The following is a 21285-nucleotide window of genomic DNA, read 5'->3' as shown; positions in this document are numbered from 1 at the left end:
GGTGACTTTCTGTCAGGAACCGGTCGGTCGGCTCGGGACGGGATGAGGGTGTCAGTCCTCGCCCCGGTAGCTGAACCGCTCGAAGGCGACCGTGCCTTCGGTGGCGTACATGCCGGCGACTCGGCCCGTGAAGGACGCGGCGGTCTCGGCGGAGACGTAGCGGCCGTCGAGGGCCGCGAGTTGGACCGGTCCACCGCCGGTGTCGACGGACAGTCGGACGAGGTCCGGGCCGAGGGCGTCGAGGCCCATGCCGGTGACCGGTTCGGTCTCTATCCGTACGGTGACCGGTCCCGGGGGAATCGGCTGCTCCCAGGTCTGGGAGAGTCCGCCCACCCGGGCGTGGGCGCGGGCGAGTCCGGCGCCCACCTCGATGTCGTAGTGGTGGAGTTCGTCGATGCGCAGGCTCAGTCCGCCGGTGCCCTCGGCGCTGTCCACGCGGACCGTGAAGACGGCCGACTCGTGCTGCTGGCGGCGGCCCACGAACCGTGGTCGGGGGTCGTCCATGGTGGAGCCGTCGGCGTGGATGACGAGGTGGCCCGGGCGCTCGGTGAGCGAGGACCAGTCGGCGGCGGGTGTGCGTATCGAGAGCCATTCCAGGCCGAGTTGGGCGCCGCTGAAGGTGTCGGTCCGCTCAACCGGTCCGGTGGACGGGGTCAGTTGGACCGGCTGCACCACGGGCCAGCCGTCGACCCATTCCAGTGTGGTGCCGAACGTCTCGCGGCCCATGGGCGAGAAGGCCCTGGTCAGACCGCCGGGGCGCATGCCCAGGAGGATGAGGGCCCAGCCGTCGTCGGGAGTGCGGACGAGGTCGGCGTGGCCGGTGTTCTGGACCTTGCGGGCGGTGCTGCGGGCGCTGAGCACGGGATTGGCCGGGCAGCCCTCGAAGGGGCCGTCGGGACGGGGGCCGCGGGCGATGCTCACGGAGTGTCCACGCTCGGTGCCGCCCTCGGCGATCAGGAGGTACCAGGTGCCGTCGATCTCGTAGAGGTGCGGCGCCTCGGGGAACATCAGGCCCGTGCCGGACCACAACGACCGTGGTTCTTCGAGGGCTTGGCCGGTTTCGAGGTCCATCCGGACCTGCTGGACGCCGAGATGTTCGCCTGCGTGGTCGCCGTCGAGTTGGAGACCGGAGTACGTGACGTAGCAGGTGCCGTCGGCGTCCCAGGCGAGGTCCGGGTCGATGCCGGGCGCTCCCTCCATGACGATGCCGTCGGACCAGGGGCCCTCTGCGCGGTCGGCGGTGAAGATCAGGCTGCCGCGTCCCATCGCGTCGGTGACGACCAGCCAGAAGCGGCCGTCGTGGAAGCGGATGGTGGGTGCCCAGGCACCGCCGAGCGTGGGGACCTTCTCGACCGCCAACTGCCCCGGCCGGGTGACGACATGGCCGATCGGCTCCCAGTGCTCCAGGTCGCGGCTGTGGAACAGCGGGATGCCGGGGAGGTACTCGAAGCTGGAACAGGCGAGGTAGTAGTCGTCGCCGACGCGGGTGACGCTGGGGTCCGGGTGGAAGCCGGGGACGATGGGGTTGGGCAGGGTCATGCTCGGTCTCCCGACGTCGAGGCGATAGCGGGGGTGTTCGTGGAGGCGCCGGCCGCCAAGGCCGCCGCCAGGCGGTGCCGTTCGGCCCTGCGCTCCGCCTGACGTGCCGGGTCCGGCACCGGCGCGGCGAGCAACAGCCGCTGGGTGTAGGGGTGTTCGGGTGCGGTCGTGACGGTCGCCGCGTCGCCGGTCTCGACGATCTCCCCGTCGCGCATGACGGCGACCCGGTGGCTGATGTGCCGGACCACGGACAGGTCGTGGGTGACGAAGAGGTAGGCGACGCCGGTGCGTTCCTGGATCTCGACGAACAGGTCCAGGACGCGGGCCTGGGTCGAGAGGTCCAGTGCGCTGACCGGCTCGTCGCAGACGATGACCCGTGGGTCCCGGGACAACGCCCGTGCAATGGCGATGCGTTGGCGCTGGCCGCCGGAGAACTCCCGGGGCAGCCGCTCCCCCGCGTCGGCGGGCAGCCGGACCTGGTCGAGCAGGTCCCGCACCCGCTTCTCGGCCTCCGCGCGAGGGGTGCCCGCGACACGGAGCGGTTCGCTGAGGATGTCGTTCACGGTCATCGCCGGGTTGAGGGAGGTGTAGGGGTCCTGGAACACCACCTGGATGTCGCTGCTGAGCGCCCGGCGCTCCTTCGGGCCCAGGCCCGAGATGACCTGGCCGTCGTAGCGGACGGTGCCGGAGGTGACGGGGGCGAGGCCGAGGACGGCCCGGCCCAGGGTGGTCTTGCCGGAGCCCGACTCGCCGACCAGTCCGAGGGTCTCGCCCGCGCCGATGGTGATCGACACCCCCTTGAGCACGCGGAACGGCGGCTTGCGCCAGCCCTTCGACGGGTACTCCACGATCAAGTCGTCGACTGCCAACAGGGGTTCGTCGGCCAGGAGTTGCCCATTCGGTGTTCCGTTCATGGTCGCGGTCATGCCGGACCCTCCTGATGTGCGGAGTTCGTGATCCCTGCGGTGTCCGTGACGCCCGTGGTGTCCGAGCCGCGCGCGGCCTTCAGGGCATCCGCGGTCTTCGTGGCTCCCGCGACGCTCGACGGCACGATGCGGCTGAGCGGCGACCTCGGCTCGGCGTCCTCCAGGGTGGAGGCCAGGAGCATGCGCGTGTACGGGTGGCGGGGCCCTGCGAACAACTCCCGTACGGGGGCGGACTCCACGACGGTGCCGGTCTGCATCACCGTCACGCGGTCGCAGATGTCGGCCACCACACCGAAGTCGTGGGTCACGAGGATCACGCCCATGTTCCGCTCGCGTTGAAGGGACCGGATCAGGTCGAGCACCTCTGCCTGCACGGTCACGTCCAGTGCGGTGGTCGGCTCGTCGGCGATCAGCAGGTCGGGTTCGCAGGAGACCGCGCCGGCGATGAGGACACGCTGCGCCATGCCGCCGGAGATCTGGTGGGGGTAGGCGTTGAAGACCCGCTCGGGGTCCGCGATCCCGACCCGCTCCAGCAGGGCGAGGGTCTTGGCCTTCGCCTCGGCGGCCGACAACTTCAGGTGTCTGCGCACCGGTTCGACGAGTTGGGCGCCGATACGGAAGGAGGGGTCGAGGTTGGACATCGGCTCCTGAGGCACGTAGGCGATGCGGCGGCCCCGGTAGCGGTTCATCTCCGCGCGGCCGAGGCTTCCCAACTCCTTGCCGTCGAAGACCAGTTGGCGGGTGGAGACGCTCGCTTCCGGGGGCAGGAGTCCCAGGACGGCGAAGGCGGTCTGGCTCTTGCCCGAGCCCGATTCGCCCACGAGGCCGAGGACTTCGCCCCTGCGCACCGTGAGCGAGACGCCCTCGACGACGGTCTTCTCCCCCTCGGCCGTCGGATAGGAGACGGTCAGGCCTTCGAGGGCGAGCAACGCGTCCGTTGCCTCGGGCGGTGCGGAGTGCTTCACCACCACCGGCTTGCGGGGCCTCGCGCCGCCCGGCTTCCGCGCGCGCGTCGCGGTCCCGTCCAGCGCGTCCCGCAGGGCGTTGCCGAGCAGGCCGAACGCGGCGACTGTCACGGCGAGCGCGGCTCCGGGCCAGACCATCAACTCCGGCTTGTTGTAGATGTTGGCGAAGGCGTCATTGAGCATGGAGCCCCAGCTCGCCTGGCTCGCCGAGCCCAGGCCGAGGAACTCAAGACCGGACTGGATGACGATGCCGAGACCGAGCATCTGGGCGGCCTGGATGATGGTCGGCGCCTGGACGACGGGCAGGATGTGGCGGCGGATGATCCGACGGTCGGCAAGCCCGGAGACGCGGGCCGCGTCCACGTACAGCTCCTCGCGCACGGAGATCACCGAGGCGCGGATCAGCCGGAAGACGCCCGGTGACATCAGCACGCCGAAGACGGCCATGGCGATGTATGTGTTCTGCCCGACCGAGGACATCACGACCAGCAGCACGATGATCGCCGGTACGGCCATCAGCAGGTTCGCCAGCCAACTGCTCACCGCGTCGAACCACTTGCGGTAGTAGCCGGCCACCAGACCGGCGGGCACACCGATCACCAGGGCGACGACCACCGCGAGCAGAGCGCCCAGCAGGCTGGTGCGTCCGCCGTAGAGCAGCCGGGCCAGGACGTCACGGCCGACGCCGTCACCGCCCAGGGGATGCTTTCCGCTCATCGGGGCGAGGCTCTCGGTGAGCGAGGTGTGCGCCGGGTCCTGGCTGGTCAGCAGCGGTGCGAACAGGCTGGCCAGGGAGATGACGGCGAGGAGCACCAGGCAGGTCACGGCGACCGGGCTGCGCAGCAACCGACGCAGGAGGCCCGCCCTTCCGTGCGCGGCGACGGCCGGGGCGATCGCTGTTTCTTCGGACTGAGGCAGCGTCATCCGACACGCACCTTCGGGTTGAGCCAGCCGTACGCGAGGTCCATCAGGATGTTGACCACCACGACGAGGGCGACCATGACGACGACTACGCCCATGACCACCGGGGTGTCGCCCTGGGATCCGGCGCTCGTCGCCTCGCTGCCGATCCCGTTGAGGCCGAAGACCTTCTCGACGACCACCGCGCCGCCGACCAGGCCGATGAACTGAAGGGCCAGCACGGTGAGCGCGGCCGGGGCCGCGTTGCGCAGCGCGTGCCGGAACAGCAGGCTCCGCTCGCGGATGCCACGGCTGCGGAGGGTCCGTACGTAGTCGGCGCGCAGGACGTCGACCATGGAGCCGCGGACCTGCTGGGCGGTGGCGGCGATCGCTCCGACGGAGAGCGACAGCGCGGGGAGGGTGATGGATTTCAGCCAGCCGCTCGCCGAGTCCGCGAACGGGACATAGCCGGTGGCCGGCAGCCAGCCGAGGTCGACGCCGATCACCACGGCGAACACCAGGGCGACCAGGAAGCTGGGCACCGCGAAGCCGAGGACCGCGAGCAGCTGCACCACCTGGTCCAGGGCTCCCCTGCGGACCGCGGCGGCCACTCCCAGGACCGTGCTCAGTACCGCCGACAGCAGCAGTGCCGCCAGCACGATCGACAGCGTGACCGGCAGCTTGTTCTCCAGCGAGGTCGTCACGGACTCACCGCTGAACCACGAGCTGCCGAGGTTGCCGTGCACCGCGTCCGCGAGCCAGTGGCCGTAGCGGACCACGAAGGGCTGGTCGAGCCCGAGTTCGGCGGACTTCGCGGTCACCTGCTGCTGGGTGGCGGTCTGTCCCACGATCTGGCGCACGGGATCGGAGCCGGTGAGGCCCATCAGCGCGAAGGTCGTGGTCGCGATGACCAGGACCAGGACCAGCCCGGCGGCGATGCGCCGGACCAAGAAGACAATCATCAGTCTCTCCACCTTGCCTTTCCTCGGCCGTTGTCGGGCGCCGGCGGCCGGGCGGGATGCGTGTCACCGCGCCCCGCCCGGTCCGCCGTCCTGGTCAGCCGGCGGGCTTGAAGTTGTAGATCGGGGGCACCGCGGCGAACGTCTGCGGGGTGAAGGTGACGCCCTTGGTCGTCGCGTAGATGGCCTCCACGGAGTCCCAGGGCGCGTTCCACGCCTGGTCGACGAGGTAGGTGTTGAGCTGCTTGAACAGGGCGTCCTGGGCGGAGCCGGTCGCCGAGCGGGCCTTGGTGATGAGGTCGGTGACCTTGGGGTCGTCGGTGTGCAGCGGGTTCCACAGCGCGGTCTTGCCGACCTCGATCTGGATGGTGTCCCAGGGGCGGAAGGAGGCCAGCGTCATGTACGACAGCGGGTACTTGCCCGCGAGGAGGGCGCTGATGAACTGGGTGACGGGGATCTTGTCGACCTTGACCTTGATCCCGATGTCCTCCAACTGCTGGATCATGGCGGCCTGTTGGTCCGGGAAGACCGACGACACGTCCGGGACGGTGACCGAGAAGCCGTGCGGGTAGCCCGCCTCGGCCAGCAGTTGCTTGGCCTTCGCAGGGTCGTAGGTGTACTTGGAGTTCAGGGAGCTGTCGAAGGCCGAACCGGCCGGGTTGAAGATCTGGGTGGTCGCCTTGCCGAGGCCCTGCTTCGCCGTCTTGACGATCGTGTCGCGGTCGAAGGCGTAGTTGAGCGCCTGGCGGACCCGGACGTCGCCGAGCGCCTTGACGATCTTTCCGGCGCGGTCCCAGATGTAGACGCCCTCGACGTCACCGGAGGTGAACTTGGTGACGGTCAGCCCGCTGCTCTTGGCCGGTGCGATGCTCTTGGCGCTGGCCAGCAGCGCGCCGTTGACCTGGCCGGAGCGCAGCGCGTTGAGCACGGCGGTCGGGTCGGTCAGCGGCTTGAGGACGATCTTGTCGAAGGGGAAGGCGGCCTTGTTCCAGTACCCGGGGTTGCGGACGAAGGTGTAGGTGCTGCCCGCCGTGGTGGCGGAGTTGTCCAGGGTGTACGGGCCGGATCCCACCGGGGTGTTCTTGATCGTGCCCGCGGTGATGGCCTTGGGGCTGGCGATCATGCCGGCCACGTTGCCGAGGTTCGGGACCAGCGAGGGATCGGGGGCCGAGAGCCTGATCCTGACCTCGGTGGCACTGACGACGTCGACGCCGCTGATGCTGGTCAGCTGGCCGGCCGCCTCGCTGGTGCCGCCCTTGGTGTGCAGCAGGTTGGTCTTGACCGCCGTCGCGTCCAGGGGGGTGCCGTCGGTGAACTTGACGCCGGCTCGCAGGGTCAGGGTGAGTACCGTGCGGGCTGCGTCGTAGGACCACTTGGTCGCCAGGTTGGGTTCGACCTCGGCCGTCGGGGACAGCCGGAACAGCGAGTCGTATACGGGCTGGTAGTACTGCGCGTTGTTGCCGAGTCCGGCTTCGGCCAGGTCCCACGGCTGCGCCGCGACGAGCGGGGCCAGGGTCAGGGTGCCGCCGGTGGCCGCTTTGCCGGAACCGGAACCTGAACCCGAGCCGCACGCGGCCGCGGACAACATCAGGGCCGCGGATACGGCCGTCAGCGCGATTCTTCGCATGGGTACTCCGCTGGTGAGTGGATGACCGGGCGGCATCAGGCGTCGAGCCGCCCTCAAGAGCCTCGGAGGTAAGGGGAGAACCAGGTCCTGACGCGGCCTCGACCGTTCTTGGCGGTCAGCCGTCCCTGGCCGGAGGGTGTGTTCGCCACCGTTTTCGGTGGGTGAGAACCAGCCACTGATACGTACAAGTGAAACGTATGCGTAACGTAAGCCCAGCCCTTGGCGGGCCACAAGACCCGTGCGTCACTGTTTTCCGGAAAGCCGGAATTAACCGGGGCGTCGCATCAGCGCACGCCCGAAGCCGGAGCGTCGCGTCACCGCGCGCCCGGAGCCGGAACGGCTGTTGCCAGGTTGGACCGGTGGCCGTCAGGCCGACTCGCGCACGACCAGGCTCAACGGGGTCACCTGGGGCGCCGAGGGCAGCGCACGGCCGGTCACGCCGCTGACGATCATCCGGGCCAGACGGCCCACGACGACATCGAGGTTGTTGTCGATCGTCGTCAGCGGCGGCATCGCGAAGGGCGCCAGTTTGTCGTTGTCGACGCCGATCACGGCCAGGTCGCCGGGGGCGGACAGGCCCACCCTGCGCATGCCGGCGAGGAGGGCGAACGCCGTCTCGTCGTTGTAGGCGCACACTCCGGTGACGGCGGGGACGGCCGAGTGCCACTGCTCGGCCGCGGCGGCGGCGGACCCGATGTCGAGGGGCACGTCCAGCAGCACGGGCGGCTCAAGTCCGCGCTCCGCGCAGGCGGTTCGGGCACCTTCGAGCCGCAGGGCCAGGAAGTCGCGGAGCCGCGGATCCCCCGGAGCGGCGTAGCCGAGGCGGACATGTCCCGTGTCGGCCAGCCGCTCCACCTGCATCGCGCCGATGAGGGTCTGCGGGATGGTCAGCACGCCCGGGGCGGCGTCGGGGCCCATCCCGGCGCTGACCACGTGGATGCCGGCCGCCCGCATACCGGCCACGTCCTCGGCGGAGACCTCGAACGCCGTCATCACGGCCACCGGCATGAGTTCCTGCCAGAGCGACTTGAGCGGGGCGTGGTGCTCGCGCCGGGTGACGAGGTTCAGGCCCTGCCGCTCCAGCTCGTCGCCGAGCAGTTCGACGAGGGCGGTGATCGTGCCGCCGACAGGGACGTCCGGGAGGAACATCAGCACCAGGTCGCTGCGGCCGAGCCGGAGGGCGCGGGCGGCGGCCGACGGTTTGTAGCCCAGCTTCGCCACGGCGTCGAGGACCTTGCGCCGGGTCTGTTCGGAGATCTTCTGGTGCGGGACGTCGTTCAGCACATAGCTGACGGTGGTCTGCGAGACTCCCGCTTCCTTGGCGACGTCGGTCGCCGTCACGCGGCCGGTCCTGCCCGCCATGGGAGCCTCCTGGGAACATCTCGGACATTCGGACATGTCGATACCGTGCGCCCGTCCGGGGTGGCGTGCGTCACTGAATCGTAACAGTGAGGGTGCCACACGTCCGAGGCGTCGGACAGGATGGCTTGTTACCAGTGGTACGAACGATGCCCCTGGGCCTTCGCTCAGCCGTCCTCGCGCACCGCGGCGTCGAGGAGAGGGCCGAGTTCCCGGGCCACGGCCGTCAGGGCACGGATGTCCCGCTCGGCGCGGGCGACGAGGATCGCGCCCTCCAGGGCACTGATCATGAGGGTGGCCAGCGCGCCGGCCCGCCCCTCCGGCACCCCCATCCCGGTGAGGGCGCGGGCGACCGAGCCGCTCCAGCCGGCGAAGGCGGCGGAAGCGGCCTCACGCGTGGCCGCGCTGGTCTCCGCGCAGTCCACCGTGGCGGCGGCCACCGGACACCCGCCCGCGAAGCCGACGGCCGTGTACTCGTCGGTCCACTGGCGGACCATCTCGCCGAACAGCCCGCTCGGCGTCGGCTCGGACAGCGCGGCGAGGAATCGGTCGACGCGCTTGCTCGCGTACCGGCCTCCCCAGCCGACGGCCTCGTTGACCAACTGCTCCTTGCCGCCGGGGAAGTAGTGCTGGAGCGAGCCACGCGGCGCGTGCGCGTGGACGGCGACCTCGCGCATCCCGGTGGCGGCGACCCCGTCGCGCCGGATGAGCTGCGCCGCACTGAAGACCATCCGCTCGCGCGCCCCGTACCGGGACGCCTCCGCCGCTGCCATCCCCGACCTCCGTCACCGTCGCACGGGCTCTCCACACTCCACTCTATGACCGCCGTCATAGAGTGAACTACTATGACCGCCGTCATAAACAACGGCGACGGTCCGGCCTCGCCGGGGGACGGAAACGGCGGTGCATCGTGGCGTACGTGGGTTTCGTCGGCCTCGGGGTCATGGGGCAGCCCATGGCGCTCAACCTCGCCCGCGCCGGAACACCCCTCGTGGTGTGGAACCGCACGCCCGGCCGGTCGGAACCCCTGCGGGCCGCCGGGGCCGAGGTCGCGGCAGGCCCCGCCGAGGTCTTCGACCGGGCGGACGACGTCGTGTTCCTGATGCTGGCCGACGAGGCGGCCGTCGACGCGGTGCTGGGCCGCGGCACCCCGGACTTCGCCACGCGGGTCGCCGGACACACCGTCGTCCACATGGGCACGACCTCGGCCGAGTACTCGGGCGGCCTCCAGGACGACATCCGCGGCGCGGGCGGGCGATACGTCGAGGCCCCGGTCTCCGGATCCCGAGTCCCGGCGGAACAGGGGCAGTTGGTGGGCATGCTGGCCGGGGACGCCGATGCCGTGGCGGCCGTACGACCACTGCTCGCGCCGGTGTGCCAGGAGACGTTCGGCTGCGGTGCCGTTCCGGGCGCCCTGCTGATGAAGTTCTCGGTGAACCTCTTCCTGATCACGCTGGTCACCGGGCTCGCGGAGGCGTTCCACTTCGCCGACCGGCACGGGCTCGACCAGCGCCTGCTGCGGGAGGTGCTGGACGCGGGGCCCATGGCCAGTTCGGTCTCCCGGGTGAAGGCGCCCAAGCTGGTGACCCGCGACTTCGCCGTGCAGGCGGCGGCCAGCGACGTACTCAAGAACAACCGGCTGATCGCGGAGGCCGCCCGAAAGGCCGGGCTGTCCTCCCCGCTCCTCGACGTCTGCCACGCCCTCTACGAGGAGACCGTGGCACGGGGTCACGGCGGCGAGGACATGGTGGCCGTACTGCGCGCGCTGGAGGCCAGGACCGAGGGTGCGGCAGCGTCCGGCGCACGCACTCCTCCTGCGGAGCACGGCATGTGAACGCGTGTGGCCGCCCGGGATCGGGCCCGGACGGCCGTGTGTGTTCGAGGTGCCCAGGTCAGGTCGAGTCAGGTCACCAGGAGGTGTGCGTGTGCGACTGCTGTGCCGACGACTGCTGTGCCGGGAACACGGAGTCGCCGCCGAACAGTGGGGCGGGCGCGGGCGCCGGCACCAGCGTGTCGTCGTCGCCGAGCATCATGTCGGGGTCGAACATGACGATCACGGCGGCGATCAGCAGGACGATGAGCGGGCCGGCCAGCATGACCAGGAGGAACGCGACCAGGTCGGCCGAGGACTGCGCGGATTCGGCCTGGTGGGTGAGGTGTACGGAGACCGCGGCCATCCCGGTGTAGTGCATGCCGGTCACGGCCACACCCATGACCAGGCTCGCGCCGAGGCTCGCCCACAGCGCGTGGATGGAGACCGCGGCCCACAGTGCCGCGGTGGCCGCCCCCACGGCGATCACCACGGACAGCACCACGGTCGCCGGGCTGTAGTGAAGGGTGCCGTTCGTCTGGATGGCGGCCATCCCGAGGTAGTGCATGGCCGCCACACCGAGCCCGGTGATCACGCCCGCGATACCGAGGTTCAGCGGTGAGCCGCCCCGGTAGCCGACGAGGAACACGCCTATGGCAACCACCACGATCGCCACGAGGAGGCTCAGGAGCGTCTTCGCCGTGTCGTAGTTGACCAGCGCGCCCTGGACGCTGAAGCCGATCATGGCGATGAAGTGCATGGTCCATATGCCGCAGCCGATCGACACGGCGCCCAGGGCCAGCCATCGGGCTCTGTGCTGCGGGCGGCGCAGCGAACGGGTCGTGCAGCGCAGCCCGAGGGCCGCTCCCAGGCACGCCATCAGGTAGGCGGCGACAGGTGTCACTGCGCCGTAGTAGAAGTCGGAGACGGTGGCGGTCATCGAGGGTTCCCTTCACGTACGGGACGGCAGGCCGCGCCGCAGGAGCGGTGGGGCCGGCACGGTGACGTGCGCACGCTCCCGTCCGACGGGCCACGGAGACCGCCGGGCCGCGCCGGGCGCGGGCCTCCGGTCGGGAGACGCGCGGGGACACGGGGTGCGCCACGGCAGGGGCGCGCGCGGATCGACCACTCCCGCCCCTGCCGCACGTTCGTACCGGCTCGGCCGGGCGGACGTGCACGAGCGCGCGGACATCCTGCGAACGGAGACAGGACACGGGGAACCGTACGGTCGAGTTCAAGCCACCAGGCCGAGTTGTGCATGATTCAATCACGGCGTTCACACATTTCCTGCACAACCCGGATAGGTGTTAGCCGAATCGATACATCGCCACTACTGCCCATAAAGCCCACCAACGTGGCGAGTTCACCGTCCGGCACTCTGGCCGCCGTCGACGTGGAGGATCTCTCCTGTGACGAAGGACGCGTTCTCCAGGAAGACGATCGCGTCGACGACATCGGCGACCTCTCCCATCCGTCCGAGCGGGTGCAGTGCGGCGAGACTCGCGGATGTCTCCGGCTGCATGGGAGTTCGGATGACGCCCAGCGCGACCGCGTTGCTGCGGATGCCGCGCGAGGCGTACTCGATGGCCAGCGCCTTGGTGGCGGACTGCAACCCGCCCTTGGTCAGGGAGGCCAGCACCGAGGGAATCGTGGAGTTGGCGTGGTCGGCGAGGCTGGTGCTGATCTGGACGATGTGTCCGGTGCCCTGACGAAGCATCTGCCGGACGGCGAGCTGGGTGATGTGGAAGAAGCCGGTCAGGTTGACGCCGACGACCGTCTCGTACTCCTCCCGGGAGTAGTCGGTGAACGGCTTCGCGAGGTAGAGGCCCGCGTTGTTGACGAGGGTGTCGATCCGGCCGAACCGTTCGATCGCCGCGGTGGTGACGCGTTCGGCCGTGGCGGGATCGGTGATGTCGCCCTGGACCGTCAGGACGTCCGGGTCCGCTGAGGGCGAGATGCCGCGCGAGGTCGCGACGACGCGATGGCCGAGCTTCCGGTACGCCTCGACGAGTCCTGCGCCGATGCCCTGCGAGGCGCCGGTGATGACGGCGACCTTCGTGACGGGAGTGTTCATGGTGACCCTCCGGGTGGTGACCGTGCGGACCGGCCCCTGTCGGCCGTTCTCGCCCGGGTGGGGCATACCTACCTGCGCGGGTGCACGATCTACTCGCCCCTCGTCGACATGGACTTCGACCTGGCGCGAGGCGTGCTCGACGAGCACCTGCTGGAATCGCTGCGCACCGCGAAGGAGTGCGCGACGCGGGTCCGTCCCGGCGGCTCGCTGACGTACATCACCGGCAGCGCAGCCGACGAACTGGAGCGTCGCCGCGAGGAGTTGCGCGCCACGCTGCCGATCCGCCCGGTCGTGGGACCGTCGGACGTGGCCGTGCTCGCCCTGCGCCTGATGGCCAACGCCGCGCTCACCGGGGCGACTTACGACATCGACGGCGGTCGGCAGCTGATCCCCTGAGCCATGCGGAACGTCACCATCGCGTCATGCCGTCGCCTTCGCGTCCGCGGCCCGGATCTGATCGTGCAGGTCCTTGAGCGCGGCAACGTAGATCTCCGAGAACGTGGGGAACGGCTGGATCGTGTCCCTCAGCACGTCGAGCGGGACGCGGGCGCGCACCGCGAGGGTGGCCTGTTGCAGCCACTCCCCCGCCTCCGGGCCGAGGGCGTGCGCGCCGGTGATCACCCGGCCGTCGCTGAGCAGCGTGAGGAACCCGTTGGCGTCGGCGTAGGCGCGGGTGTAGGCCGCCGTCTTGGCCACCCCGGAGATCGGGACGGTGGCGCTGAACCGTGCCTCGTCGGCGCCGACCGAGGCAGCCTGCGGATCGGTGTAGACGACGCGGGGGACGGCCGTGTAGTCGGCCTCGCGGGGTTCGCCGAGGATGTTGGCCGCGACGATCTCGCCCTGGTACTTGCCGACGTGGGTGAGCATCCAGAGCCCGGTGGCGTCGCCGACGACCCACAGCCGCTCGGCGGCGCGCAGCCGCGAGTCGACCGGAATGCCGTGCTCGTCGGCCTTCACGCCCACCGTGTCCAGGCCGATGTCGTCGACGCGCGGGCGGCGTCCGGTGGCCACGAGGAGGTGGTCGCCGCGCAGATCCCGTCCGTCGTCGAGCGTCAGGACGTAGTCCTCGCCCTCGCGCCGGGCGGCGACCGTCCGCGGTCCGAGCACCAGCTCGACCCCGTCGCGGCGCAGCACCTCGCCGAGCGCCTCGCCCAGCGGCCGGGGCTCGCGGGGCAGGACGTACGGGCCGTGGGCCGTGAGGGCCACCTCGCCGCCGAGCCTGCGTACGGCCTGGGCCATCTCGACGCCGACGGGGCCCGCGCCGAGCACGATCAGCCGGCGCGGGACGGCCTTCATGCCGGTCACCTCGCGGTTGGTCCACACGCCCGTCAGGTCGGCCAGGCCCGGGACCGGCGGCATGATCGGCGCCGCTCCCGTGGCCACGACGACGTGCTCGGCGGTGTGACGGGCCCCGGCCACCTCCACGACGCCCGGTCCGGCCAGGCGCCCGGTGCCGCGCAGCAGGTCAATGCCGGTGTCGGCCAGCCAGCGTTCCTGTCCGGCGTCGGAGTAGTCCGACACCATGAAGTCCCGCCAGGCCAGGGCCTGTTGGACATCGACCTGGGCACTCGCCGCGGCCTCCCGTGCGCCGTGCACCGCCTCGCCGGGGCGCAGCAGCGTCTTCGACGGGATGCAGGCCCAGTACGAGCACTCCCCGCCGACCAGTTCGCGCTCCACCAGGGCGACCCGCAGTCCGCCGTCGGCCAGGGCGCCGGCGCAGTGCTCACCGGGCGATCCCCCGCCGACCACGATGGCGTCGTAGTCGTAGGCATGATCGTGGTCGTGGTCGTGGTTCATCCGTGCGTCCTCCTCGCCCTGGGGTCGCCCTCGATCGGGTGTCAGGTGGGCAGTTCGGTACCGGCCTGCTCACTCACCATGTACCGCGCGTACCAGTCGGGCCAGTCCGGGTCCTCCGCGCCGGTGCGTGTCTCGTGCTCGCCGTGTGCCGCGGCGGCGCGGCGCAGTGCGCTCGCCAGGTCCTCGGCCGAGGCGAACGTCGTGGCCGCGGGGTCCAGTCGGCCCGGGAGCCGGGTGGTGATCTCCTGGAGGACCCAGCCGTTGCCGTCCGGGTCGCTGAACGAGACGAACGAGCCGTAGCTGCTGCGCTTCGGGTCCGGTCCGGGCACCCGGGCGTCGGTCCCGGCGTGGTGGAAGACGCCTCCCTCGTCGTGGAAGACGTCGCTCGGGTCGGCGCCGACCCGCTTGAGTTCGTCGTGGGCCGCGTCGATGTCGTCCACGATCAGGTGCAGGCCCTGGGCCGAACCCGGTGCCTGGGCCGTGACCGAGGTGCCGAAGATGACGGATGCGGGCGAGCCTGGGGGCGTCACCTGTACGACCCGGAAGTCCTCCCCGGTGGCGACGTCGGCGTCGAGCCGCCAGCCGAGCGCCGTGTAGAAGTTCTTGGACCGGTCCACGTCTCCGACCGGTACCACGACGACTTCGAGCTTCATGTCCATGAGCTGTGTCTCCGTTCTCGGACGAACTGCCGACTCCTCCAGAATCGCCGCTACGGCCCCGATCCGCGCCGGGGAGTCCGCCCCGGCGCTCGTATCAGAGACGATCGGCGTCCAGAACCGCGCGGGCGAACGCCTCCGGTGCCTCCTGCGGCACGTTGTGCCCGATGCCGTCGAGGGCGCGGTGGTCGTAGGGGCCGGTGAACTTCGCGCGGTAGGCACTCCCCTCGCCGGCCGGGGTGAAGGGGTCCAGCTCGCCGTCGAGGGTGATCGTGGGTACCGCGATGGCCGGGCCCGCGGCGAGTTTGGCCTCGATGCCGTCGTAGCGGGGGTCTCCCGCGGCGAGGCCGAGTCGCCAGCGGTAGTTGTGGATCACGATGCTCACGTAGTCCAGGTTCTCGAAGGCCTTCGCGGTGCGGTCGAAGGTGGCGTCGTCGAAGTGCCAGGTCGGGGAGACGTTGCGCCAGATCAGCTTGGCGAAGTCGTGCCCGTACTGGGCCAGGCCCAGCTCACCGCGCTCGGTGGCGAAGTAGTACTGGTACCACCACGCCAACTCGGCGGCGGGAGGCAGCGGTTGCTTGTTCTTCTCCCGGTTGGTGATGAGGTAGCCGGTGACGGAGACCAGTGCTTTGCAGCGCTGAGGCCACAGGGCCGCGATGATGTCGGCGGTGCGCGCTCCCCAGTCGAACCCGCCGAGCAGCGCCTTCTCGATCCGCAGGGCGTCCAGCAGGGCGATGATGTCGAGGGCGACCACCGCCTGCTGGCCGTTGCGGAAGGTCTTCGGCGACCGGAACGTGGTGGTGCCGTAGCCGCGCAGGTAGGGCACGATCACCCGGTAGCCCTCGGCGGCCAGCAGTGGCGCGACCTCGACGTAGCTGTGGATGTCGTACGGCCAGCCGTGCAGCAGGACGACCACCGGGCCCTTGGCCGGGCCGAGTTCGGCGTAGCCGATGGTCAACTCGCCCGCTCTGACCTGTTTCAGCGACTCGAAGGACGTAAGAGCCTTCGTCCGCACGGGAGTTGGCACCTCCGGTCCAGCGGGAGCGGCCGACGCGGGTGACGAACTGAGCCATCCCGCCAGCGACGCGGCCGCGGTCCCGGCTCCGATGGTCCTGCCCAGGGCTCGCCTGTCGATCATGTGAACCGTCCTGCCTGTGGGGGTGCCGGAGAGTGCCGCCCGATCATGGTCCGCCGCCGGTCGCCCGGGGCGCCACGACCAGTCTCCTCACATGTGGGAGGTACGGCCTCTCGCCCGGGCGCCGGTTCATGCGCGAGGGCGAGCCGGCCGGCACACGCTCGTACCGTCGTCAGAACCCCTAACTGCTCTTATTTGTACGGGTAGTTGGAAACCGAGAACGTTGACATGCGCCACACTCGCGCCAAGGGTGCGGGCATTGGGGGTGGGGAGTGTTGACGCACCGTCGGTCCGCCCAGCGACGCCTTCTCGCTCGGCTGTGTCCTCGCCCGCACGGCCACCGGCCGCCCGCCGTTCGGCACCGGTGGCGCGGCGGCCGTGCTGTTCCGGACCGTCGGGAAGGACCTGGACGGCATCCCGGCGAGCCTCGACCGGACCGTACGACGATGTCTGGCGAAGGAACCGGAGCGCCGCCCCAGCGCCCGTGAACTCCGCGATGTCTTCGGCGAGTTCACCGTGGACGAGTGGCTGCCCGAGGGGCTGCCGGCCCTGGTCGCCGCCCGTGCCGCGCGCGTCCTGGACCTGCCCGTTCCCGACCCGACCGTGCTCGCCGGGCCCACCGTCGTGGTGGCGGTGGGGCCGGGGCGCCACGTCGGCGAACACCGGTTCCGTACGGCACTCCCGCCATGTGGTCGCCCTGCTCGGCAGCCCGGACGACCCCTCCTTCACCGACCACGAGCGCGGCGCCCTCCTCGCCGTCGAGCAGCACAACCGGGACGCCCGGCGCACCGTGGACCTCGTCCTGCGCACCGTGGACGACGACGGCACCGCGAAGGGCTCGGCCGCGGCGGCCACCCGGCTGGTCGCCGACCCGGACGTGTCCGTGGTGATCGCCGCGGGTACGAACGCGACCGTGCCCGCGGCCCTGGCGCCCTGCACGAAGGCCCGGCTGACCCTGCTGGTCACCCGCGCCGACACCGACGACCTCGACACCGTCAACGTCACCACCGCGCTCGTCCTGCGCGACACCCGGACCGTCGGCCCGGTCGCGGCACTGGCCCATCTGAACCGGGTCGTCGAACCCGCCCGCACGGTGATCCTGCACGACCTGGCCACCGAGGTGGAGAGTCTGGCGACGGTCCGCATCACCACCGTCCACGGCTCGCTCGACAGCCCCACGGCGGTGGAGGAGATCGCCGCGGACGAGGACTTCACCGGGGCCGCGCACCGTATCGCAGCCCGCCCCCGTGACGCCGTCCTCTTCGGCGGGGTGAGCCCAGGCCGTGACGCCGACTGCGCCCGCGCGCTGCGGGACGCGGGCCACCTCGGCGCCCGGGTCGCGGGCGAGCACGTGCTCGGCGCCCCCTTCCTGGCCGTCGGCGAGGACTGGCGGATCGGCACGAGCTACACCGACGCGAACTCCGACACCCCCACCACGGCGTTCGCCGCCGCGTTCCGCGTCCACCACGGACACGCGCCGGGCCTCTGGGCGGCCGAGGCGTACGACGCCGTCCGGTTCGCCGCCCACGGCCTCGCCTCCGTCGGCGACGACGGCCGCACCGCCCTGCGCTCCTGCGCCGCCCATGGCAGGGCATCACCCGCCTCATGGGCTTCGACGCCTCCACGCAGAACTTCGAGGCGGGCACCGAGGGCGGCGGAAGGTTCCTGTACCGGGTGACCGGCGGAACCGCCCGCTTCGTGGCGCGCGCCCAGGACATCGGCAGGAAGACGTGAGCCGCTCCGACTGTTGCCCCTCCCGCTCAGGCGCCCACGTACGCGGCCAGGTGCTCCCCCGTGAGCGTCGACCGCGCGTCGACCAGGTCGGCCGGTGTCCCCTCGAAGACGATCTTTCCGCCGTCGTGTCCGGCCCCCGGGCCGAGGTCGATGATCCAGTCGGCGTGGGCCATGACGGCCTGGTGGTGTTCCACGACGATGACGGACTTTCCGGAGTCGACCAACCGGTCCAGCAGACCGAGGAGTTGCTCGACATCGGCGAGGTGGAGGCCTGCGGTGGGCTCGTCCAGGACGTAGACGCCACCCTTGTCGGACATGTGGGTGGCCAGCTTGAGGCGTTGGCGTTCGCCGCCGGAGAGGGTGGTGAGGGGCTGACCGAGGCTGAGGTAGCCGAGGCCGACATCGGCGAGCCGGGTAAGGATCTTGTGCGCGGCCGGAGTCGCCGCCTCGCCCGTGCCGAAGAACTCCTCGGCCTCGGTCACGGACATCGCGAGCACCTCACTGATGTCACGGCCACCGAAGTGGTATTCAAGGACCGACGCGTCGAACCGCTTCCCCTCGCACTCCTCGCACGTGGTGGCCACGCCCGCCATCATCGCCAGGTCGGTGTAGATGACGCCGGCGCCGTTGCAAGTGGGGCAGGCGCCTTCGGAGTTGGCGCTGAACAGCGCGGGCTTCACGCCGTTGGCCTTGGCGAAGGCCTTGCGGATCGGTTCGAGGAGTCCGGTGTACGTCGCCGGGTTGCTGCGGCGTGAGCCGCGGATGGCACCCTGGTCGACCGACACCACGTTCTCTCCGGCCGGGATGGACCCGTGCACGAGCGAACTCTTGCCGGAGCCCGCGACACCGGTGATGACGGCGAGGACGCCGAGCGGGATGTCGACGTCGACGTCCTGGAGGTTGTTGGTCGCGGCGCCCCGGATCTCCAGGGCGCCGGTGGGCTTGCGCGTCGACTCCTTCAGCGACGCCCGGTCGTCGAAGTGCCGGCCGGTGATGGTGCCGCCGGTGCGCAACTCCTCGACGGTGCCCTCGAAGCAGACGGTGCCGCCCGCCGTACCGGCGCCCGGGCCGAGGTCGACGACATGGTCCGCGATCGCGATGGTCTCCGGCTTGTGCTCGACGACGAGCACGGTGTTGCCCTTGTCGCGCAGGCGCAGCAGCAGGTCGTTCATGCGCTGGATGTCGTGCGGGTGCAGTCCGATGGTCGGCTCGTCGAAGACGTACGTCACGTCGGTGAGGGAGGAACCGAGGTGGCGGATCATCTTGACGCGCTGCGCCTCACCGCCCGACAGCGTGCCCGCCGGCCGGTTGAGGGAGAGATAGCCGAGGCCGATCTCGACGAACGAGTCGAGGGCCTGCCGCAACGCGGTGAGCAGCGGGGCGACCGACGGCTCGTCGAGTCCGCGCACCCACTCGGCCAGGTCGCTGATCTGCATCGCGCAGGCGTCCGCGATGCTGATGCCCTTGATCTTCGACGAGCGGGCGCCGTCGTTGAGGCGGGTGCCGTCGCAGTCGGGGCAGGTGGTGAAGGTGACGGCCCGGTCCACGAACTCGCGGATGTGCGGCTGCATGCCCTCGCGGTCCTTGGCGAGCATCGACTTCTGGATGCGCGGGATCAGACCTTCGTAGGTCATGTTGATGCCCGCGATCTTCATCCGGGTCGGCTCGCGGTGCAGGAAGTCCTGGAGTTCCTTCTTGGTGAACCTGCGGATCGGCTTGTCCGGGTCGAAGAAGCCGGACTCGATGTAGAGGCGCGAGTTCCAGCCACCGCCCGTGTAGCCGGGCACCGTGATCGCGCCCTCCGCGAGGGACTTGGAGTCGTCGTAGAGCTGGGTGAGGTCGAGGTCGGTGACCGAGCCGCGGCCCTCGCAGCGCGGGCACATGCCGCCGGTGATGCTGAAGCTGCGGCGCTCCTTGACCTTCTGTCCGCCGCGCTCCATGGTGACCGCGCCCGCGCCGCTGATCGAGGCGACGTTGAAGGAGAACGCCTTGGGCGAGCCGAGGTACGGCTTTCCGAGGCGGCTGAAGAGGATGCGCAGCATGGCGTTGGCGTCGGTGGCGGTGCCGACGGTGGAGCGGGGGTCGGCGCCCAGCCGCTGCTGGTCGACGATGATCGCGGTGGTCAGCCCGTCGAGGACGTCGACCTCGGGGCGGGCCAGCGTCGGCATGAAGCCCTGCACGAAGGCGCTGTACGTCTCGTTGATCAGCCGCTGCGACTCGGCGGCGATCGTGTCGAACACGAGCGAGCTCTTGCCCGAGCCGGAGACTCCGGTGAACACCGTCAGCCGGCGCTTCGGGATCTCGATGCTGACGTCCTTGAGGTTGTTCTCGCGCGCCCCGTGCACGCGGATCAGGTCGTGGCTGTCGGCAGCGTGCGGCCCCGGCGACCGCGTGTCCGTCCTCGTGGCCTTGCTCATCGTGCGTTCCCTCCGTTTGCGCCAGGCCGCCGAGAGTCGATCGGCGGTCATCGCCTGGCTCGATCCAACCAGGCTTCGAGCGGTACGTCCGCTTCCGGTACTCGGTGATGTGCCTGGCAGTCACGCTAGGGGGAAGGCGTGGCCTCGCGCTTCTCGAATCCTGACCGGTACGGTCGCGCACGACGTACGTGGTACAGGTGGCGGCCCAGCGCCACCACGGCCAGCGCGGCGACCAGCCCCGTCACCCCCCGCCAGCCGAACCGGTCGTACGTCCGCACGCCCACCCAGGAACCCGCGCTGCCGCCGAGGAACGCGCAGGTCATGTACGCGGTGTTGATACGGGCCCTGGCCTCGGGCCGTAGCGCGAAGATGCGGGCCTGGTTGGCGACCTGGCCGGACTGGACGGCGACGTCGAGCAGCAGCATGCCCGCGGCCAGGGTCAGGAGGCCCGCCGTACCGCCCCCGGCGGCCGGGACGAGCAGCGCGGCCGAGACGATCGTGCCGAGCATGGCGAGGAGGCTGACCGTGTCGGGCCCTCGGCGGTCGGCCAGCCGTCCGGCGAGCGGGGTGCTGAACATGCTGGCCGCGCCGACCAGTCCGAGGATGCCGACCGCCTGGGCACCCATGCCGTACGTCGGCCCGGTGACGAGCAGGGTGAGCGTGGTCCAGGCGGCGCTGAAGCCGGCGAAGACCATGGCCTGGTAGAGGCAGGAGCGGCGGAGATCCGGTTCGGTGCGCAGCAGCCGCAGCGGGGCGGCTATCAGGGCCGGGTAGCCGTGCCGCGTGGACGGTGTGGTCGGCGGGACGGCGCGGGAGAGGACCGCTGCCAGCACCAGGACGACGACCGCGGCCACGAGGTACGGCGCCCGCCAGCCGAACCGTTCGCCGAGGGTGCCGCTGAAGGTGCGGGCCAGGAGTATGCCGCCGATCAGGCCGCTGAGGAGGGTGCCGGTGACGGCTCCGCGACGCTCGGCGGGGACGAGTCCGGCGGCCATCGGGATGATGATCTGGGGCACGACGGTCGTCACGCCGGTGACCGCGCTCGCGGCGACGAGCAGCGGGAGCGAGGGCGCGGCGCTCGCGGCCAGGAGTCCGGCGGCGGTGAGCACGAGCAGGGTGACGATCAGGGGGCGGTGCGGGAGCCGGTCGCCGAGCGGGACGAGGAGGAAGATCCCGGCGGCGTACCCGAATTGGGCCGCCGTGACGACGAGGGCGGCCGAGGTGGCGGACACGCCCAGGTCGGCGGCGACGAGCGAGCTGATCGCCTGCGGGAAGTAGATGGTCGAGACGCCCACACCGCAGGCGAGGGACAGGACGAGGATCACCCAGCGGGGCACGGACACACCTCACGCGAGAACCGGTTTGACTGGTTCGGCCGACGGTAGCA

At 70.8% G+C, this 21285-nt stretch carries 17 protein-coding genes; 3 read left to right on the top strand and 14 right to left on the bottom strand.

The features are described 5' to 3' along the window. Nucleotides 1–51: 51 nt before the first annotated feature. From ACWIHT_RS03830 to ACWIHT_RS03800, 7 genes are all read right to left on the bottom strand, one after another. Complete coding sequence (locus tag ACWIHT_RS03830) at nucleotides 52–1539, bottom strand: glycoside hydrolase family 43 protein (protein ID WP_456164050.1); 1488 nt, start codon at nucleotides 1537–1539, stop codon at nucleotides 52–54. Beyond that, entirely contained in the window at nucleotides 1536–2465 is a 930-nt protein-coding gene (locus ACWIHT_RS03825) for an ATP-binding cassette domain-containing protein (RefSeq protein WP_456164048.1), read from the bottom strand. Before ACWIHT_RS03825 ends, ACWIHT_RS03830 begins: the two co-directional genes overlap by 4 nt. Continuing rightward, complete coding sequence (locus tag ACWIHT_RS03820) at nucleotides 2462–4354, bottom strand: dipeptide/oligopeptide/nickel ABC transporter permease/ATP-binding protein (RefSeq protein ID WP_456164046.1); 1893 nt, start codon at nucleotides 4352–4354, stop codon at nucleotides 2462–2464. Before ACWIHT_RS03820 ends, ACWIHT_RS03825 begins: the two co-directional genes overlap by 4 nt. Continuing rightward, a complete protein-coding gene (locus tag ACWIHT_RS03815; RefSeq protein ID WP_456164044.1) occupies nucleotides 4351–5292 on the bottom strand; it encodes an ABC transporter permease in 942 nt (313 codons plus the stop codon). The genes ACWIHT_RS03820 and ACWIHT_RS03815 overlap by 4 nt, the downstream gene beginning before the upstream one ends. A gap of 94 nt (nucleotides 5293–5386) precedes the next feature. After that, the gene (locus ACWIHT_RS03810; RefSeq protein ID WP_456164042.1) at nucleotides 5387–6916 is read right to left on the bottom strand and encodes an ABC transporter substrate-binding protein; all 1530 of its coding nucleotides are present in this window, start codon (nucleotides 6914–6916) and stop codon (nucleotides 5387–5389) included. Nucleotides 6917–7282: 366 nt separating this feature from the next. After that, on the bottom strand, nucleotides 7283–8278 hold the full coding sequence (locus ACWIHT_RS03805) for a LacI family DNA-binding transcriptional regulator (RefSeq protein WP_456164040.1): 996 nt from the start codon (nucleotides 8276–8278) through the stop codon (nucleotides 7283–7285). A 164-nt stretch (nucleotides 8279–8442) separates the two neighbouring features. After that, on the bottom strand, nucleotides 8443–9048 hold the full coding sequence (locus ACWIHT_RS03800) for a TetR/AcrR family transcriptional regulator (RefSeq protein WP_456164038.1): 606 nt from the start codon (nucleotides 9046–9048) through the stop codon (nucleotides 8443–8445). A gap of 137 nt (nucleotides 9049–9185) precedes the next feature. Between ACWIHT_RS03800 and ACWIHT_RS03795 the strand changes: the two genes are divergently transcribed. After that, nucleotides 9186–10109: an NAD(P)-dependent oxidoreductase gene (locus ACWIHT_RS03795; protein WP_456164036.1), complete on the top strand. Its 924-nt coding sequence runs from the start codon at nucleotides 9186–9188 to the stop codon at nucleotides 10107–10109. Nucleotides 10110–10182: 73 nt separating this feature from the next. Here the strand turns inward: ACWIHT_RS03795 and ACWIHT_RS03790 are convergent, their stop codons facing one another. Both ACWIHT_RS03790 and ACWIHT_RS03785 read right to left on the bottom strand, forming a co-directional pair. Beyond that, entirely contained in the window at nucleotides 10183–11025 is an 843-nt protein-coding gene (locus ACWIHT_RS03790; RefSeq protein ID WP_456164034.1) for an MHYT domain-containing protein, read from the bottom strand. Between the two features lie 423 nt (nucleotides 11026–11448). Then, a complete protein-coding gene (locus ACWIHT_RS03785; RefSeq protein ID WP_456164032.1) occupies nucleotides 11449–12159 on the bottom strand; it encodes an SDR family NAD(P)-dependent oxidoreductase in 711 nt (236 codons plus the stop codon). A 57-nt stretch (nucleotides 12160–12216) separates the two neighbouring features. On the opposite strand from ACWIHT_RS03785, the gene ACWIHT_RS03780 reads away from it, so the two are divergent. Further along, complete coding sequence (locus ACWIHT_RS03780) at nucleotides 12217–12555, top strand: hypothetical protein (RefSeq protein ID WP_456164030.1); 339 nt, start codon at nucleotides 12217–12219, stop codon at nucleotides 12553–12555. Nucleotides 12556–12579: 24 nt separating this feature from the next. On the opposite strand, the gene ACWIHT_RS03775 is transcribed toward ACWIHT_RS03780, so the two are convergent. From ACWIHT_RS03775 to ACWIHT_RS03765, 3 genes are all read right to left on the bottom strand, one after another. Continuing rightward, entirely contained in the window at nucleotides 12580–13956 is a 1377-nt protein-coding gene (locus tag ACWIHT_RS03775) for a dihydrolipoyl dehydrogenase family protein (protein WP_456164028.1), read from the bottom strand. A gap of 41 nt (nucleotides 13957–13997) precedes the next feature. Continuing rightward, nucleotides 13998–14615 carry a VOC family protein gene (locus ACWIHT_RS03770; RefSeq protein WP_456164026.1) on the bottom strand — a complete coding sequence of 206 codons (618 nt, stop codon included), beginning with the start codon at nucleotides 14613–14615 and terminating at the stop codon, nucleotides 13998–14000. Nucleotides 14616–14709: 94 nt separating this feature from the next. After that, a complete protein-coding gene (locus tag ACWIHT_RS03765; RefSeq protein ID WP_456164024.1) occupies nucleotides 14710–15750 on the bottom strand; it encodes an alpha/beta fold hydrolase in 1041 nt (346 codons plus the stop codon). A gap of 559 nt (nucleotides 15751–16309) precedes the next feature. Between ACWIHT_RS03765 and ACWIHT_RS03760 the strand changes: the two genes are divergently transcribed. After that, nucleotides 16310–17425 (top strand): ABC transporter substrate-binding protein, encoded by a 1116-nt coding sequence (locus ACWIHT_RS03760; protein WP_456164022.1) that lies wholly within the window; start codon nucleotides 16310–16312, stop codon nucleotides 17423–17425. Nucleotides 17426–17507: 82 nt separating this feature from the next. Here the strand turns inward: ACWIHT_RS03760 and ACWIHT_RS03755 are convergent, their stop codons facing one another. Both ACWIHT_RS03755 and ACWIHT_RS03750 read right to left on the bottom strand, forming a co-directional pair. Then, on the bottom strand, nucleotides 17508–19898 hold the full coding sequence (locus ACWIHT_RS03755) for an ATP-binding cassette domain-containing protein (protein WP_456164020.1): 2391 nt from the start codon (nucleotides 19896–19898) through the stop codon (nucleotides 17508–17510). A gap of 125 nt (nucleotides 19899–20023) precedes the next feature. Next, on the bottom strand, nucleotides 20024–21241 hold the full coding sequence (locus ACWIHT_RS03750; RefSeq protein ID WP_456164018.1) for an MFS transporter: 1218 nt from the start codon (nucleotides 21239–21241) through the stop codon (nucleotides 20024–20026). Nucleotides 21242–21285: the final 44 nt, after the last annotated feature.

The organism is Streptomyces sp. NPDC002276, from assembly GCF_053891435.1.
This window is presented reverse-complemented; position numbering and strand designations above follow the sequence as displayed.

What these genes read in the sequence shown, in the direction of transcription:
- ACWIHT_RS03830 (WP_456164050.1), bottom strand. Translation starts at nt 1,539, where the DNA reads ATGACCCTGCCCAACCCCATCGTCCCCGGCTTCCACCCGGACCCCAGC.
- ACWIHT_RS03825 (WP_456164048.1), bottom strand. Translation starts at nt 2,465, where the DNA reads ATGACCGCGACCATGAACGGAACACCGAATGGGCAACTCCTGGCCGAC.
- ACWIHT_RS03820 (WP_456164046.1), bottom strand. Translation starts at nt 4,354, where the DNA reads ATGACGCTGCCTCAGTCCGAAGAAACAGCGATCGCCCCGGCCGTCGCC.
- ACWIHT_RS03815 (WP_456164044.1), bottom strand. Translation starts at nt 5,292, where the DNA reads ATGATTGTCTTCTTGGTCCGGCGCATCGCCGCCGGGCTGGTCCTGGTC.
- ACWIHT_RS03810 (WP_456164042.1), bottom strand. Translation starts at nt 6,916, where the DNA reads ATGCGAAGAATCGCGCTGACGGCCGTATCCGCGGCCCTGATGTTGTCC.
- ACWIHT_RS03805 (WP_456164040.1), bottom strand. Translation starts at nt 8,278, where the DNA reads ATGGCGGGCAGGACCGGCCGCGTGACGGCGACCGACGTCGCCAAGGAA.
- ACWIHT_RS03800 (WP_456164038.1), bottom strand. Translation starts at nt 9,048, where the DNA reads ATGGCAGCGGCGGAGGCGTCCCGGTACGGGGCGCGCGAGCGGATGGTC.
- ACWIHT_RS03790 (WP_456164034.1), bottom strand. Translation starts at nt 11,025, where the DNA reads ATGACCGCCACCGTCTCCGACTTCTACTACGGCGCAGTGACACCTGTC.
- ACWIHT_RS03785 (WP_456164032.1), bottom strand. Translation starts at nt 12,159, where the DNA reads ATGAACACTCCCGTCACGAAGGTCGCCGTCATCACCGGCGCCTCGCAG.
- ACWIHT_RS03775 (WP_456164028.1), bottom strand. Translation starts at nt 13,956, where the DNA reads ATGAACCACGACCACGACCACGATCATGCCTACGACTACGACGCCATC.
- ACWIHT_RS03770 (WP_456164026.1), bottom strand. Translation starts at nt 14,615, where the DNA reads ATGGACATGAAGCTCGAAGTCGTCGTGGTACCGGTCGGAGACGTGGAC.
- ACWIHT_RS03765 (WP_456164024.1), bottom strand. Translation starts at nt 15,750, where the DNA reads ATGATCGACAGGCGAGCCCTGGGCAGGACCATCGGAGCCGGGACCGCG.
- ACWIHT_RS03755 (WP_456164020.1), bottom strand. Translation starts at nt 19,898, where the DNA reads ATGAGCAAGGCCACGAGGACGGACACGCGGTCGCCGGGGCCGCACGCT.